The organism is Rathayibacter sp. VKM Ac-2835, from assembly GCF_013266705.1.
Taxonomy (GTDB): domain Bacteria; phylum Actinomycetota; class Actinomycetes; order Actinomycetales; family Microbacteriaceae; genus Rathayibacter.
The window spans coordinates 48,060-62,764 of sequence record NZ_JABSNQ010000003.1; the positions used below are offsets into that span (position 1 = coordinate 48,060).

Below are 14,705 nucleotides of genomic sequence, written 5' to 3' on the forward strand. Positions count from 1 at the left end.
TGGACGGCGTCAGCTCGGAGGAGCGGCGTGCACCGTGCGCGGGTCGTTGAACGACTGCGCGCGGCCCGAGAACTCGGACTCGAGATCCAGGAGCTCCTGGGCGGCGAAGAACGCCATCCCGCTGTGCCCCGGGTACTCGTCCGGCATCAGCTCGTTCGAGTAGGTGTTGCCCATCTCCTCGAGGTTCGCCCGGCCGGCCTCGATCATGCCGGCCATCGCCGCCTTCATGGTGAAGTGCATCGTCACGAGCTGGAATCCGAGCTCCGCCAGCTGCGCGAAAGACATCTGCTGGAGTCCGCGCTTGGCGTTGATGTCGGCGAACATCTTGAGCCCCGGCACGCGCCGGGCGACCTCGGCGGCGTCCTCCAGCGTCGTCACGTTGACCACGACCGTCGCGTGCGCCCCCAGGGCCACGCAGTCGATCATCCGCTGGATGCCCTCCTCCAGGTTCGCACTGCCGTAGTTGCTGCGGGCGATCACCATGCAGTCCGTGCCCTCGACGGCCTTCACCGCCGCGCGGACCTTCGCGTAGTACTCCTCCCGCGGGATCAGGTTGTCGGTCGAGACGTCCCGGGCGTAGCCGGGCTCGAACTCGTCCTCCATCAGCACGGCCATCGCGCCGGCCTTGGCGACCCGGCGGCAGGTCTCGTAGACCTGGAGCGGGCTGGCGCCGAAGCCGTCCTCGATGTCGACCGCCAGCGGCAGCGGCGACATGTCGACGATCCGCTCGACGGCCCAGAGCAGCTCCTCGAGGGAGAGCAGGCCGAGGTCGGGGATGCCCTTCATCGACATCGACACCTCCGACCCGCTGAGCAGCATGGCCTCGAAGCCGGCCAGCTCGACCGCGCGCGCCGACGAGCAGTCGAAGACGCAGGGGGCCAGCACGCTCCCCGACTGCATCAGCTCGAGCAGGGTCCTCTTCGCGGTCATCGTGCGCTGTCCTCTCGACGGGTGGTCATCAGTCGTCCTTCGTGACGATGCGGTAGTTCCAGGTCAGGCTGACGTTCCTGACCTCCATGCCGTGCACGTCGGGGTTGATCAGCATCGCGATGCCGTTCTGCACGGTCGGGAGCACGGCCACGTCCCCGAGGAGGACGTCCTCCGCCTGGTGCAGGCTGTCCCAGCGCGCCTGCGGCTGGCTGAGCATGTCGGCCGTGCGGGCCGCGGCGATGATCGAGTCGTACTCGGGGTTCGCGTAGCCGCCGAAGTCGCGGATCGACGTCGAGGAGAGCAGCTCGAGGAACGCCATCGGGTCCTTGTAGTCGGGGCCCCAGCGGAACAGGTAGAGGTCGAAGTCGCCGGCGGTGGCCTGCTCGTTGGCCGTGGCCTTGGGCTGGCTCGTCAGCTCGATCGAGAGGCCGGGGAGGTTCGCCTCCCACTGCGAGGCGATGAACTCGGCCTGCGCGATCGAGGCCTCGTCGTCCCAGTAGGACAGGCGCAGCGTCACGGAGTCGGTGCCGAGGGCGGCGAGTCCGGAGGTCCACGCGGCCTGCGCGGCGTCGACGTCGTAGGGGAGGTAGGTGTCGCCGGTGTCGCGGAACTGCTCGCCGTCGGGCCCGATCGCCAGGTTCTTGCCGACGAAGTAGTCGGCCGGCTCCGCGCCGTTCTTGAGCACGCTGTTCGCGAGCGCGTCCTTGTCGAACGAGGTGGCCAGAGCGGTGCGGACGTCCTTGTTCGCGAGGGCCGGATTGTCGAGGTTCGGGTACATGTACCACATGTGCACCTCGAGCGCGGTGGTCAGCTCGGCGGAGTCCGCGTAGCGGTCGATGAGGCTCCCGGAGATCTCGGTGAAGTCGAGGTCGCCGCTCTCCTGCAGCAGGGCAGCGGTCTGCGAGTCCTTCACGACCTGCCACTTGATCTCGTCCAGGTCGATGCCGTCCGCGTTCCAGTAGTCGGCGTTCTTCGCGACCGAGAAGTTGTTGGCGAAGTCCCACGAGTCCCAGGTGAACGGGCCGTTGTAGATGGTGGTCTCCGGCGTCTGGCCGTACTTGTCGCCGACCTCGGCGAGGTAGGCCTCGTTGACCGGCAGGAAGGCGGGGCGCACGAGCAGCGCCTGGAAGTAGGGCACGTCGGCGGCGAGCTCGACCTGCAGGGTCTTGTCGTCGAGCGCCGTGACGCCGAGCTGGTCGTAGTCCATGCCCTGGTTGACGATCTCGTTGGCGTTCTTGATGCCCGCGGCCACCGCCTCGTTGCTGTTCGGTGCGGCGGTGGCGGGGTTCACCAGGCGCTTCCAGGAGAACTCGAAGTCCTGCGCGGTGACCGGCGTCCCGTTGCTCCAGGTCGCGTCGCGGATGGTGAACGTGTAGGTGAGCCCGTCCTCCGACTTCTCGAAGCTCTCGGCCATCAGCGGGTCGATCTCGCCGTCCGCATCGAGCGTGTAGAGCCCGTCGAACACGGCTGTGAGGACCTCGTTCGACATGCCGTCGTTCACCTTGTGCGGATCGACGGCCTGGAGGGGGAGGAGCTTGCCGACGGTCAGCACGTGCGACGAGGTGCCGCCGGAGGCGCTGGTCGCCGGATCGGTGCTGCAGGCGGAGAGCAGACCGACGGCCGCGGTCAGGGCGACCGCGGCGGTCAGGAGCTTCGAGAGCTTTTTCATGGGAGGAGGTGCCCTTTCGGGAGATGCATCGGAGGACTCGGCTGAGTCGGGTGGGGGTGCGGAGGACGCGGTGCCGGTGGGGGAGGTGCTGCACCGCATTCGGTCGATACCCCGAAAGTCTGCACTCTCATGCACTTGGAGGCAAACACTCTGTATCCTGTGCTGCTAAAGCTCCACACTCTGCACGGAACCGCACCGCGACCGGGAAAGGCGCCCCACTTGCCGAACATTATTAGGTCCGTCCGACTCGACGACATCGACCGCGCGATCATCGATGTGCTGGTCACGGACGGCCGCATCCCGAACAAGGACCTCGCCGACAAGGTCGGCCTCGCGCCGTCCTCCTCGCTGGCCCGGGTGCGCGCACTGATCGAGAGCGGCGTCATCTCGGGCTTCCACGCCGAGGTGGACGCCCGGCTCCTCGGCAAGGGGATCCGCGCCATCCTCCGCGTGCAGCTCAAGGAGCACTCGCGGGCGGAGAACGCCCGGTTCGCCGCGGCCATGGCTCAGCTCCCGCAGGTCGTGAACCTCTGGCTCGTCGCCGGCGAGGACGACTACCTGATCGAGGTCGTCGCGAGCAGCCCCGACGACCTCAGCGACTTCGTCCTCGACTGCGTCACCTCGGATCCGGTCGTCGCCGACACCTACACGACACTCGTCTTCTCTCGCTGGCGCGGCAGGGGCCCCCTGCCGGACGGGCCGTCGGAGTGACGGACGCTCCGCTCTCCCCGGCGCAGATCCGGCGGCTCCTCGAGGGCCGCGTGCTGATCGACACTCACAACGACCTGCTCTGCGGCCTCCGCCGATGGGAGGGCTACGCCGTCGGCGGCTTCGACGGCGCCCGCCCCTCCTTCCACACCGACCTCCCGCGGCTGCGCGCCGGCGCGGTCTCGGCCCAGGTCTGGTCGGTGTTCGCCTCGTCGCGGCAGCCGGAGGCGGAGGCCGTGGTCGGCACCCTGGAGCAGATCGACGCCGCCCACCGGTTCGCGGCGGCCCACCCCCGCGACCTGGCGATCGTCCGCACGGCCGACGAGGCCGAGCGCGCGATCGCCCAGGGCCGGATCGCCTCCTTCCTGGGCGTCGAGGGCGGGCAGTCGATCGCGGGGTCGCTGGGCGTGCTCCGGATGCTGGCCCGGCTCGGCGTGCGCCTGTTCTCGCTCACGCACACCACCTCGCTCGACTGGGCGGACTCCGCCACCGACACCGCCCGCGCCGGCGGGCTGACCGCGGACGGCGTCGCGATCGTCGGCGAGCTCGAGCGCCTGGGCGTCGTCGTCGACCTGTCGCACACCTCCGAGCGCACGCAGCGGGCGGTGCTGACCGTCGCCCGCGCGCCCCTGCTCTTCTCGCACTCGGGCGTCGCCGCCGTCGCCGAGCACCCGCGGAACGTCGGCGAGGACGTCCTCCACCGGCTCGCCGGTCAGGGCGGCGTCCTCCAGGTCGCCTTCGTCGCGCAGTTCCTCTCGCGCGAGTTCGCCGACTGGTCGGCCGAGGCGGACGGCGAGCGCGGCCGGCTCGGGATCGACACCTCCCTGCCGTGGCCGCGCGCTCCGCGACCGGCGGAGACGGCCGACGCGGCCCGCGCCGCGAACAGGAGCGCGATGCCCGCCCAGGACCCGTCGGCCCTGGAGGCGTTCTCGCGCTGGGCGCTGGCGCATCCGGCACCGCGGGTCACCGTGGGGCACGTCGCGGACCACGTCGAGGCCGCCCGCGACACGATGGGCGTCGCGCACGTCGGCCTCGGCAGCGACTTCGACGGCGTCGCCGACCTGCCGGACGGGCTCGGCGACGTCGCGGGCTATCCGCTCCTGCTCGCCGAGCTCTCGGCGCGCGGCTGGTCGCCGGACGACCTCCTCGACCTCGCCGGCCGCAACACGATGCGCGTCCTCCGCGCCACCGAGGCGACGGCGGACTGACCCCGCCGCCGCCGTCGCCGCAGGTCAGGGACGCTCGGCGACGAAGCGGTGCACCACCGAGAGGTCCTGGTCGCCGAGACCGGCCTCGGTGAGCTCACGGAAGACGTCGGCCACCGTCGCCAGCACGGGCGCCGGGGTGCCGGTCGCCTCCGCCTCGTCGGCGGCCGCGTGGAGGTCCTTCACCATGTAGGAGGCGACCCCGGTCGGCCGGTAGTCGCGGGCGACCAGCGCGGCCCGCTTGGTCTCGAGGACGCGGCTGCCCGCGTAGCCGCCCTGCAGCAGCTCCAGCAGCGCGCCGAGGTTGAGACCCGAGCGCTCCGCGATCACCGCGGCCTCGGCGATCGCCGTCATCGTCGCCGCGACGATCAGCTGGTTGCAGGCCTTGGCCACCTCCCCGGCTCCGAGCGGGCCGAGGTGCAGCGCCGTCCCGCAGGCGGCGAGCACGGGGAGCGCGCGGGCGACGTCGTCCTCCTCGCCGCCGACCATGATCGAGAGCGTCCCCGCCTCGGCGCCCTCGGTCCCGCCGCTGACGGGCGCGTCGATCAGCCGCAGCCGCGGGTGCTGCCGGGCGAGGGCGCGCAGCCCCTCCGGTGAGACGCTGGAGCACACGACGAGCAGGGGGCCGGTGCCGTCGACCGGCACGCTCTCGTCCCCGGACAGCAGCTCCTCGATCTGCGGGAGGTCGGGCACCATCAGCAGGAGCACGTCGGACGCCAGGGCGAGCGCGCGGGGCGAGTCGTGCCACACCGCCCCCGGGACCGCCGCCCTGGCGCGATCGGCCGAGGCGGGGCGCGCCGTGATGCCCAGCGCGAAGCCCGCGGCGAGCACGCGACGCGCCATCGGAGCACCCATGCTGCCGAGGCCGATGAGGCCGACTCGCAGGGGCGTCGGAGAGGAGGCTGAGGCCGTCGAGGTCATGCGGCCAGCGTACCGAACGCGGTTCAGTGGAGTGGAAGGCGGCTACAGTAGCCACGGGCCGAACCGAGCGGAGCCATTCGCAGCATCGCACTCGGTCCGCGGAAGGACACCCCGTGATCGATCGCCTCGACCCCGCGCCCGGACGCCTGCGCGTGGTGGCCGCCACGCCGATCAGCGACGAGCTGATCGCACGGGTGATGGAGCTGGAGCCGCGGATCGACTTCGTCGCGGATCAGAGCCTGCTGCCGCCGATGCGGCACCCGGGCGATCACGGCGGCGACCCGGCCTTCGAGCGCACGGCGGAGCAGCAGGCCGCGTTCGAGGAGCTGGTCGACTCGGCCGAGGTGCTCTACGGGATCCCCGGCGAGGACCCGGCTGCGCTGGCTCGCACGGTCGCCGCGAACCCGGGGCTGCGCTGGGTGCAGACGATGCCCGCGGGCGGCGGCGCGCAGGTGAAGAAGGCCGGCCTGAGCGAGGAGCAGCTCGCGCGGGTCGCGTTCTCCACCTCGGCGGGCGTGCACTCCGATCCGCTGGCCGAGTTCTCCCTGTTCGGCCTGCTGGCGGGCGCGAAGACGCTGCCCAAGCTGCAGGCGCTGCAGGGCGCTCGCGAGTGGGGGTCGCGCTGGACGATGGCGCTGCTGTCCGAGCAGACCATCCTGATCGTCGGGCTCGGCACCATCGGCCGCGCGACCGCGCAGAAGCTGTCGGCCCTCGGCGCCCGGGTGATCGGCACCAGCCGACACGAGAGCGCCGTCGAGCACGTCGACGAGATCGTCCAGCCGTCGGCGATCGCCGACGTCGCCGGGCGGATCGACGGCGTCGTCGTCACCCTCCCCGGCACCGAGCAGACCGAGAAGCTCGTCGGCGCCGACTTCTTCGCCGCGCTGCGCCCCGGAGCGACGCTGGTCAGCGTCGGCCGCGGCACCGTGATCGACGAGGACGCGCTGCTCGCCGCGCTCGAGGACGGCCGGGTCGGCTTCGCCGCCCTCGACGTCGTCGCCGAGGAGCCGCTCACCCAGGACAGCCCGCTCTGGAGCCACCCGAGCGTGCTGCTCAGCCCGCACACCGCCGCGCTGAACGCGGCCGAGGACCGCCTGATCGCCGAGCTCTTCGCCCGCAACGCCACCCGCTTCCTCGACGGCGAGGAGCTGATCAACCGGGTCGATACGGTGGAGTTCTACTGACACCGCGGACACCGCTCCGGCGAGAGGACGACATGGCACGCTCCGGCACGAGCGCGGACGGCCCCGCCGACGCGGAGAAGGGCTCGGGCGCGCCCGCCGTCGAGCGCTCGGTGCGGATCCTCGACTACCTCGCCGAGGCGGGCGGGCAGCCCCGGACGCTGACCGACATCGCCCGCGAGCTGGGGATCGCGAAGTCGTCGACCTCGAACCTGTGCGCGGCGCTCGAGGACGGCCGGCTCGTCCGCCGGGTCGGCTCGGGCTACCTGCTCGGACGCCGGACGGTCGAGCTGGGCAGCTCCTACCTCGCCGGGTTCGACTCCGTGCGCGAGTTCTACCGGCTCTGCGAGGACTCGCCCGTCCTCTCGCGCCGGCTCGTGCAGATCGCGCTCCTCGACGGCACCCGGGTGCTCTACCTCGCGGTGCACGAGGGGCGGGAGCGCTTCGCCCTCTCGGCGAGCGTCGGCGACCGCTACCCTGCCTCCGCGACCGCGGTCGGCACCGCCCTGCTCACCGGCCTGACCGACGCCGAGCTGGAGGCGCGCTTCGCGGACGACCGCGACCTCGTCGTCTTCACCGACCGGTCGACGTCCTCTCTCGCCGGTCTCCTCGAGAAGGTGCACCGAGCGCGCGAGCGCGGCTACGCCGTCGACGACGGGGAGCTGCACCCCAGCGTCGTCGGCCTCGCCGTCGCGATCCCATCCCCCGAGCGCGCGGACCTGTCCCTCGCCATCGGTGTCTCGCTGGTGCGACCGCGGACCGGGGAGGAGGACCGCGCCCCCGTCGTCGAGGCACTGCGTCAGGCCGCTCGGACCCTGGGACGCCCCCGGCTGGGACCGGAGCCCTCGGCCTGAGCCCTTGGTGGGCGTTCACAGGATTGAACCCGGTTCAGAGTACTGATAGCTTCGGGGCATCCCGCCGGCGCGGGCGGTGAGGCGAGCGAGGGCTGCGGATGCGCGACGAGACACGGGCCACCCGATGAGGATCTCCCGCCTGGACACGTCCTCCGGCCCGGTCGCCGTCCTCGAGCGCGACGGCGCGTGGCGGGCCATCGACGACCCGTTCGCCGCGGCACCGCACGAGACCGGCGGCTCCTGGCCGCTCGACGGTGCACGCCTGCTCGCCCCCGTCCTCCCCCGGGTGATCCTCGGGATGGCGCACAACGCCTCGGCGTCCGACCGGTCCCGCCCCCCGCAGGCCTTCCACAAGACCGCGCACACCCTCGCCGGCCCCGGCGACGCGATCGTGCTCGACGAGGGCATCGGGCCGATCGACGCCGAGGGCGAGCTCGCCCTCGTGATCGGGCGCACCGCCCGGCGGCTCACCGCGGAGAACGCGCTCGACCACGTCCTCGGAGCGACGATCGCGAACGACGTCACGGCTCCCGCGCAGATCGCCGCGGACAGCCTCTTCCTCCAGGGCAAGAACGGCGACGGCTGGACTCCGCTCGGACCCTGGATCGAGACGACCCTCGACCTCGACGCCGCCGCCCTCACCGTCCACGTCGACGGCGTCCTCCGCGCGAGCTCCTCGACGGCGGCGCTCGGCTGGAAGGCCCGCGAGATCCTCGTCCACCTGTCCGCGCACCTGACGCTGCGGCCCGGCGACGTCGTGCTGACCGGCTCGCCGGGCACGGCGGTCCCGGTGCAGCCGGGGCAGGAGGTGCGGATCGGCGTCGCCGGCCTCGGCGAGCTCGTCAACCGCACGGTCGCGGGTCCTGCGCGGGGCGCTCCGCCGGCACCCTGACGGCCCCGACGCCCGCACACTCCCCCGCCGAGCCCCTCCTGGAGGACCCCTTGCTCTTCGACCTCACCGGGCGCATCGCCCTCGTCACCGGTTCGAGCCGGGGCATCGGCCGCGCCGTCGCCGTCGGCCTGGCCGAGGCCGGCGCCACCGTGGTGCTCAACGGCCTCGACCCCGTGCGCCTCGAGCGGACGCGGGCCGAGCTCGCGGAGCGCTTCGGCGACGACGCGTCGGGCCGGCCCCGCATCCGAGCCCGCGCGTTCGACGTCACCGACGACGCCCGGGCGGAGGAGGGAGTCGCCTGGATCGAGGAGGCCGTCGGTCCGCTGCGCATCCTCGTCAACAACGCCGGCGTGCAGCACCGGGTGCCCCTTCTCGACCTCGAGGTCGCCGACTGGGAGCGGGTGCTGCGCACCAATCTGACCAGCGCGTTCGTCGTCGGCCGGGCCGCCGCCCGCCGGATGATTCCGCGCGGCGCCGGCAAGATCGTCAACGTCGCCTCGGTGCAGGCCGACCTCGCCCGTCCCACCATCGCGGCCTACACCGCGGCCAAGGGCGGGGTGCGCAACCTCACCCGCGCGATGACCGCGGAGTGGGCGCAGCACGGCATCCAGGTCAACGCGATCGCCCCGGGCTACATCCACACCGAGATGACGCAGGGACTCGTCGACGACGAGGCTTTCAATGCCTGGATCCTCGGCCGCACGCCCGCCGCGCGCTGGGGTCGCGTCGAGGACCTCATCGGCCCGGCGGTCTGGCTGGCCTCCGACGGCTCCGACTACGTCAACGGCCAGGTCGTCTTCGTCGACGGCGGCATGACGGTCGTCGTCTGAGCGCCGACCCCCTCACCAGGAGCAGAACAGCATGAGCGCAGCGCCCGCCGCCGTCCCCGCCACCACGACCCGGGTCGTCGTGCACGCCGCCGGCGACCTCCGGATCGAGGAGGCGCCGCTGCCCGCGCGCGCCGCCTCGGACGCCGTGGTAGCGGTCGCGTACGGGGGCGTCTGCGGCTCCGATCTGCACTACTGGACGCACGGTGCCGCCGGCGAATCGATCCTGCGCGAGCCGCTGGTGCTCGGGCACGAAGTGGTCGGCACGGTCGTCGAGGCGGCGGCCGACGGGTCCGGACCGCCGGTGGGCGCGGAGGTCGCCGTCCATCCCGGGACCGCGCACGGCGAGCACCCGCCCGGCCGTCCGAACCTCGCCGCCGAGGGCACCTACCTCGGCAGCGCGGCACGGCTGCCGCACACGCAGGGGGCCTTCGCGCAGCACGCCGTCCTCCCCGCGCGGATGCTGCGCCGGCTGCCCGCCGGCCTGAGTCTGCGGCGGGCGGCGCTGGCCGAGCCCGCGGCGGTCGCCTGGCACGCCGTCTCCCGCGCCGGCGAGGTCGCCGGGACGCGAGCGCTCGTCCTCGGCAGCGGGCCGATCGGCGCCCTGATCATCGCGGTGCTGAAGAGGGCGGGCGCGCGGGAGATCATCGCCGTCGACCTCGCGGAGGCTCCGCTCGCGGTGGCGCGCGCCGCCGGAGCGACCCGCACGCTCCTGGCGACCGACGCCGAGGCGATCGCCGCGGTGGCCGCCGACGTCGTCTTCGAGTCGTCGGGCAACCCGCACGGGCTCGCCTCGGCGGTGCGCGGCGCCGCCCGCGGCGGCACCGTCGTCATGGTGGGGCTGCTGCCCTCGGGCGAGCAGCCGGCGCTGCTGTCGCTCGTGATCACCCGCGAGCTGCGGCTGATCGGCTCGTTCCGCTTCGTCGAGGAGATGAGCGACGTGCTGGCGGCGCTGGCGGACGGGAGCCTGGCGGTCGACGCCGTCGTGACGCACGTCCTGCCGGCGTCGCGCGCACTCGAGGCCTTCGAGATCGCCCGCGACCCCGAGCGCTCCAGCAAGGTGCTCCTCGACTTCCGCTGACCACCGGATCTCCTCGGAAGAGACGCCCGCAGACATGCTGGTCGAGTAGCCCCGCAGGCGCCCCCATGCTGGTCGAGCAGCCACCGGAGGCGGCGTATCGAGACCCGCCATCGCCAGCAGGCCGGGTCTGCAGACTCCACGTCTGACACCGGTGGATCTCGATACGCCCGCTCCGCGGGCTACTCGATCAGCATGAAGTGGGGGCCGCTCGGTGAGCGGCCCCCCACCCTGTCGGGCGGGCACCCTCCCATGCTGGTCGAGCAGCCCCGAAGGGGCGTAGGAGACCCACCCGAGCGAACCCGCCGCGAGCGTCAGTCCGCCGCGCCGCTCGCGATCTGCTCGTGGTGGTGGATGACCTCGGCGACGATGAAGCCGAGGAACTTCTCCGCGAAGGCCGGATCGAGGTGCGCGTCCTCGGCGAGCGCCCGCAGGCGCGCGATCTGGCGCGACTCGCGCTCGAGGTCGGCGGGCGGCAGCCCGTGCGCCGCCTTCAACCGCCCGACCTTCTGGGTGAACTTGAAGCGTTCGGCGAGCAGGTGGATCAGCGCCGCGTCGATGTTGTCGATGCTCTGACGGATCTGCTCGAGCTCGGCCAGCGCCTCGGCGTCCGACCCCTCGCGCGACGGTTCCTCGATCATGCCTCCGACCCTAACGGACCGGCACCGGACGACCCACGGCGGCACGACGAAGGCCCCCGCCCGTCACGGGGCAGGGGCCTTCGAGGAGAAGGAGTGTCAGTCGACGATGTTGAGCACGACGTCGACGTTGCCGCGGGTGGCGTTCGAGTACGGGCACATGGTGTGCGCCTTCTCGGCGACGGCGTGCGCGTCCTCCGAGCTCGCCTTGGGGACATAGATGTCGAGCTCGACCGCGAGGCCGAAGCCGCCGTCGTCGTTCTTGCCGATCGAGACGCTCGCCGACACCTGCGCGTCGGTGGTGTCGATCGAGAGCGCCTTGCCGGAGCCGTGCAGCGCGCTGAGGAAGCAGGCCGCGAAGCCGGCGGCGAAGAGCTGCTCGGGGTTCGTGCCCTCGCCGGAGCCGCCGAGCTCCTGGGGCGGGCGGGTGTCGAGGTCGAGTCGGTCGTCCTCGGTGCGGACGTGGCCGTCGCGTCCTCCACCGGAGGCGTGGGCGATGGCGGTGTAGAGAGCATCCATCCCCCCATCACACCACTGCGCGGCCGGGAGCGGGGTGAGCGTCGGATGCACGTCCTCCCGACATCGCCTGCGCGCGCCGGGAGGGAACGGCGCCGGGACGCTCCGGCCCCGGGAATCGCCTCCGAACCGCCCCGTCCGGCCGTCAACCCCCTCCCGGCTCCCTCCCCCCGGGTGTGGCCTGGAGGCACGCACCCGGTGAGAGCCGGAGGACCACCGGCGACATCGCCGGCAGAAGGAGGAAGCATGCGCGCACTCACGTGGCAGGGCGTCGAGAAGGTCTCGGTCGAGACCGTCCCCGATCCCCGCATCCAGCAGCCGACGGACGCCATCGTCCGGATCACCTCGACCGCCATCTGCGGCTCGGACCTGCACCTGTACCGCCTGCTCGGCCCGTACCTCGACAAGGGCGACATCCTCGGCCACGAGCCGATGGGCATCGTCGAGGAGGTCGGCGCGGGCATCACGAAGCTCAAGGTCGGCGACCGCGTCGTCGTCCCGTTTAACATCTCCTGCGGTGAGTGCTTCATGTGCCGCCGCGGACTGCAGTCGCAGTGCGAGACCACCCAGGTGACCGAGTACGGCTCCGGGGCCTCGCTCTTCGGCTACACGAAGATGTACGGCCAGGTCCCCGGCGGCCAGGCGGAGTTCCTCCGCGTGCCGCTCGCCGACTACAACACCGTCGTCGTCGGCACCGACCTGCCCGACGAGAACTACCTGTTCCTCAGCGACATCGTGCCGACGGCCTGGCAGGGCGTCGAGTACGCGAACGTGCCCGACGGCGGCTCGCTCGTCGTCTTCGGCCTCGGCCCGGTCGGCCAGTTCGCGGCCCGCATCGGCGCGCACAAGGGCTACCGCGTGCTGGCGGTCGACCCGGTCGCCGAGCGCCGCGCGATGGCCGCCCGCCACGGGATCGAGGTCTTCGACTTCACCGACGACATCAACGACCAGCTGCGCGACCTCACCGACGGCCGCGGCCCCGACTCCGTCGTCGACGCGGTCGGCATGGAGGCGCACGGCTCGCCGATGGGCTCGTTCGCCCAGACGGTGGCCGGGCTGCTGCCCGACCCGATCGCCCGGAAGGCGATGGACACGGTCGGAGTCGACCGGCTCGCCGCGGTCGTCTCCTCGCTCGACCTGGTGCGCCGCGGCGGCACGGTCTCGCTGAGCGGCGTCTACGGCGGCGAGGCCGACCCGCTGCCGCTGAAGTCGATGTTCGACAAGCAGATCACCCTGACCATGGGCCAGTGCAACGTGAAGCGCTGGATCGACGAGCTGCTGCCGCTGGTCGAGGACTCGAGCGACCCGCTCGGCGTGAACGACCTCGTCACCCACCGCGCCCCGCTCGAGGACGCCCCCGGCCTCTACGAGACCTTCCAGAAGAAGGAGGACGGCTGCATCAAGGTCGTCCTGCAGCCGTAGCGGGCGACGACTCATGCTGATCGAGTAGCCGCGGCACGCGGCGTATCGAGATCCCGCGTCCGGCGGGCGGGTCTCGGTACACGCCTCCCGCCCCGGACACGACGAAGGCGGCGCCCCCGAGGGGGCGCCGCCTGAGTCGTGGTGCGGGAAGACCTACTTGAAGACGTCCTTGATGTCCTCGCCGGTCTGCTTCGCGGAGGCCGAGGCCTGGTCCTTCTGGCCCTCGGCCTTCAGGCTGTCGTCGTTCTTGTGGTCGCCCAGGGCTTCCTTCGCCTTGCCGGCGATGTCCTGAGCGGCGTTCTTGATCTTGTCATCGAGCCCCATGGTGGTGCCTCCTTCGTGATCGTCGTGCGCTGAACTGTCACCCGAAGGTAGGAGCGCTTTCTGCTCGTCGGCTGGGAGCCGGAAGGGGCTTGCCCGACCGCTCGCCGAGATGCCACGATCGTCGGTTGCCCGCGCTCGGAGCGTCCGGCGAGGGATCAGGTGGCGGGCGTCGCGGTGTCCGACGGCGCCGTCTGCGTGGGCTCCATCGTGGGCGTGGGGGTCGAGCCGTCGTCGGCGCTGGTCGGCACGGCGCTCCCCGACTGGTTCGGGGTCTGCGCGTCACCGGTGCAGCCGGCGAGCAGGCCGATGGTGAGGGCGGAGGCGCCGAGCGCGCCGAGGACGCGCACGGTGGCGGACGGTCGAGTGCGGAGCATGGGATGCCTTTCCGTGAGCGGAGACGGGGCGGTCGTGCCCCCGTCCCCCTCGACGCTAGGCAGCGCTGCGAGGGCCGGTAAGGGCTTGACGCCCCGGTCCACCGCATCGGGAGCCGACGTCCAGGAAGCGTCGACCGGGCCCCGGGCACGGATGCGCGTGATCGTACGCCCTCGCGCCGTCCGTCCGCTACGCCCTATCTCGGCGCACGGCGCACTGCCCAGACTGGCGACGCCGGCACGCAGACCACCACACCTCGATCCTGGAAGGGACAGACGATGTCGAACATCGATCCCGCTTCACCTCCGTTCGGAGACGGCGCGGCGAACGCCCGCGCCGCCGACCCCTCGTACGACAGCACCTACGACGCACCGCTCACCTCCGAGCCGTTCTCGTCGGACACGACGACCACCGACTCGACCTCCGGCGCGCACAGCGTGGCCGGGGGCACCTCGGGCAGCGTCTCGGACGCCGCCGGCTCCGCCAAGGAGAAGGCTGCTGAGACCGCGGGCGCCGCCAAGGAGCAGGCCGGCGCCGTCGCCGGCGATGCCAAGCAGGCCGCGGGCGACGTGCTCGCCACCGGCAAGGAGGAGGCCGCCAACGTCGCCCAGGAGGCGAAGGTGCAGGTCAAGGACCTCCTCGACCAGAGCCGCACCCAGCTCACGGAGCAGGCGCACGCCCAGAAGGAGAACGCCGCGAAGGGCGCCCGCGCCTTCAGCGACGACCTCACCGCACTCGCTAACGGCGAGGGCGGCGAGGGCAACGCCGCCGCGAAGCTCGTCTCGCAGGCCGCCGAGCGCGCCCAGGGCGTGGCGTCGTGGCTCGAGAGCCGCGACCCGTCCGAGCTGCTCGACGACGTCCGCTCGTTCGCGCGCCGCCGTCCGGGTGCGTTCATCCTCATCGCCGCCGCCACCGGCCTCGTCGCGGGACGCCTCGTGCGTGCGCTGACCGCCGAGGCGAAGGACGAGAAGGCCGCGACCGCGGACACCTCCGGACCCGAGTTCGCCGCTCCCGCAGCCGCCGACTACTCCGGTGGCGGCACGACGACGACCTCGTTCGACGAGCGCGGCGATTTCGCGCCGACCGAGCCCGTCGCCGACCCGCTGAGCACGCCGATCACGCCGGGCTACGACGGCTTCCCGAACGGGACCCGGCCGTGACCGATCCG

General features: G+C 72.4%; 16 protein-coding genes. 9 read left to right on the forward strand and 7 right to left on the reverse strand.

Annotated features, from left to right (window positions below; all coding sequences use genetic code 11):
- Positions 1-9: 9 nt before the first annotated feature.
- Both HRK28_RS13965 and HRK28_RS13970 read right to left on the reverse strand, forming a co-directional pair.
- A complete protein-coding gene (locus HRK28_RS13965; RefSeq protein WP_173252059.1) occupies positions 10-930 on the reverse strand; it encodes an oxaloacetate decarboxylase in 921 nt (306 codons plus the stop codon).
- 28 nt (positions 931-958) lie between these two features.
- On the reverse strand, positions 959-2,599 hold the full coding sequence (locus HRK28_RS13970) for a peptide ABC transporter substrate-binding protein (protein WP_173252060.1): 1,641 nt from the start codon (positions 2,597-2,599) through the stop codon (positions 959-961).
- Between the two features lie 219 nt (positions 2,600-2,818).
- Between HRK28_RS13970 and HRK28_RS13975 the strand changes: the two genes are divergently transcribed.
- Both HRK28_RS13975 and HRK28_RS13980 read left to right on the forward strand, forming a co-directional pair.
- Positions 2,819-3,310, forward strand: a complete 492-nt coding sequence (locus tag HRK28_RS13975) for an Lrp/AsnC family transcriptional regulator (RefSeq protein WP_207901756.1) — start codon at positions 2,819-2,821, stop codon at positions 3,308-3,310.
- A complete protein-coding gene (locus HRK28_RS13980; RefSeq protein ID WP_367948432.1) occupies positions 3,307-4,515 on the forward strand; it encodes a dipeptidase in 1,209 nt (402 codons plus the stop codon). Before HRK28_RS13975 ends, HRK28_RS13980 begins: the two co-directional genes overlap by 4 nt.
- Before the next feature lie 24 nt (positions 4,516-4,539).
- Here the strand turns inward: HRK28_RS13980 and HRK28_RS13985 are convergent, their stop codons facing one another.
- The gene (locus tag HRK28_RS13985; protein WP_173252061.1) at positions 4,540-5,433 is read right to left on the reverse strand and encodes an NAD(P)-dependent oxidoreductase; all 894 of its coding nucleotides are present in this window, start codon (positions 5,431-5,433) and stop codon (positions 4,540-4,542) included.
- A 113-nt stretch (positions 5,434-5,546) separates the two neighbouring features.
- Between HRK28_RS13985 and HRK28_RS13990 the strand changes: the two genes are divergently transcribed.
- The 5 genes from HRK28_RS13990 (at position 5,547) to HRK28_RS14010 (ending at position 10,268) form a co-directional block, all read left to right on the forward strand.
- The gene (locus tag HRK28_RS13990) at positions 5,547-6,617 is read left to right on the forward strand and encodes a D-2-hydroxyacid dehydrogenase (protein WP_367948433.1); all 1,071 of its coding nucleotides are present in this window, start codon (positions 5,547-5,549) and stop codon (positions 6,615-6,617) included.
- Between the two features lie 32 nt (positions 6,618-6,649).
- Positions 6,650-7,468, forward strand: coding sequence for an IclR family transcriptional regulator (locus tag HRK28_RS13995; RefSeq protein ID WP_173252062.1), 819 nt, complete (start codon positions 6,650-6,652; stop codon positions 7,466-7,468).
- A 124-nt stretch (positions 7,469-7,592) separates the two neighbouring features.
- Complete coding sequence (locus HRK28_RS14000) at positions 7,593-8,360, forward strand: fumarylacetoacetate hydrolase family protein (RefSeq protein WP_173252063.1); 768 nt, start codon at positions 7,593-7,595, stop codon at positions 8,358-8,360.
- Positions 8,361-8,410: 50 nt separating this feature from the next.
- Positions 8,411-9,190: an SDR family oxidoreductase gene (locus tag HRK28_RS14005; RefSeq protein WP_173252064.1), complete on the forward strand. Its 780-nt coding sequence runs from the start codon at positions 8,411-8,413 to the stop codon at positions 9,188-9,190.
- A 31-nt stretch (positions 9,191-9,221) separates the two neighbouring features.
- Entirely contained in the window at positions 9,222-10,268 is a 1,047-nt protein-coding gene (locus HRK28_RS14010; RefSeq protein ID WP_173252065.1) for a zinc-binding dehydrogenase, read from the forward strand.
- Between the two features lie 311 nt (positions 10,269-10,579).
- Here HRK28_RS14010 and HRK28_RS14015 read toward each other — a convergent pair whose 3' ends face one another.
- On the reverse strand, positions 10,580-10,906 hold the full coding sequence (locus HRK28_RS14015; RefSeq protein ID WP_123447104.1) for a chorismate mutase: 327 nt from the start codon (positions 10,904-10,906) through the stop codon (positions 10,580-10,582).
- Positions 10,907-11,002: 96 nt separating this feature from the next.
- The gene (locus HRK28_RS14020; protein WP_123736270.1) at positions 11,003-11,422 is read right to left on the reverse strand and encodes an organic hydroperoxide resistance protein; all 420 of its coding nucleotides are present in this window, start codon (positions 11,420-11,422) and stop codon (positions 11,003-11,005) included.
- 243 nt (positions 11,423-11,665) lie between these two features.
- Here HRK28_RS14020 and HRK28_RS14025 point away from each other — a divergent pair, with 243 nt between their 5' ends.
- Positions 11,666-12,841 carry a zinc-dependent alcohol dehydrogenase gene (locus HRK28_RS14025; RefSeq protein ID WP_173252066.1) on the forward strand — a complete coding sequence of 392 codons (1,176 nt, stop codon included), beginning with the start codon at positions 11,666-11,668 and terminating at the stop codon, positions 12,839-12,841.
- Positions 12,842-12,994: 153 nt separating this feature from the next.
- On the opposite strand, the gene HRK28_RS14030 is transcribed toward HRK28_RS14025, so the two are convergent.
- Positions 12,995-13,165, reverse strand: coding sequence for a CsbD family protein (locus HRK28_RS14030; protein ID WP_123447107.1), 171 nt, complete (start codon positions 13,163-13,165; stop codon positions 12,995-12,997).
- A 155-nt stretch (positions 13,166-13,320) separates the two neighbouring features.
- Positions 13,321-13,539 carry a hypothetical protein gene (locus tag HRK28_RS14035; protein WP_173252067.1) on the reverse strand — a complete coding sequence of 73 codons (219 nt, stop codon included), beginning with the start codon at positions 13,537-13,539 and terminating at the stop codon, positions 13,321-13,323.
- A 276-nt stretch (positions 13,540-13,815) separates the two neighbouring features.
- Between HRK28_RS14035 and HRK28_RS14040 the strand changes: the two genes are divergently transcribed.
- Complete coding sequence (locus HRK28_RS14040; protein WP_160085873.1) at positions 13,816-14,697, forward strand: hypothetical protein; 882 nt, start codon at positions 13,816-13,818, stop codon at positions 14,695-14,697.
- The last annotated feature ends 8 nt before the right edge of the window (positions 14,698-14,705 follow it).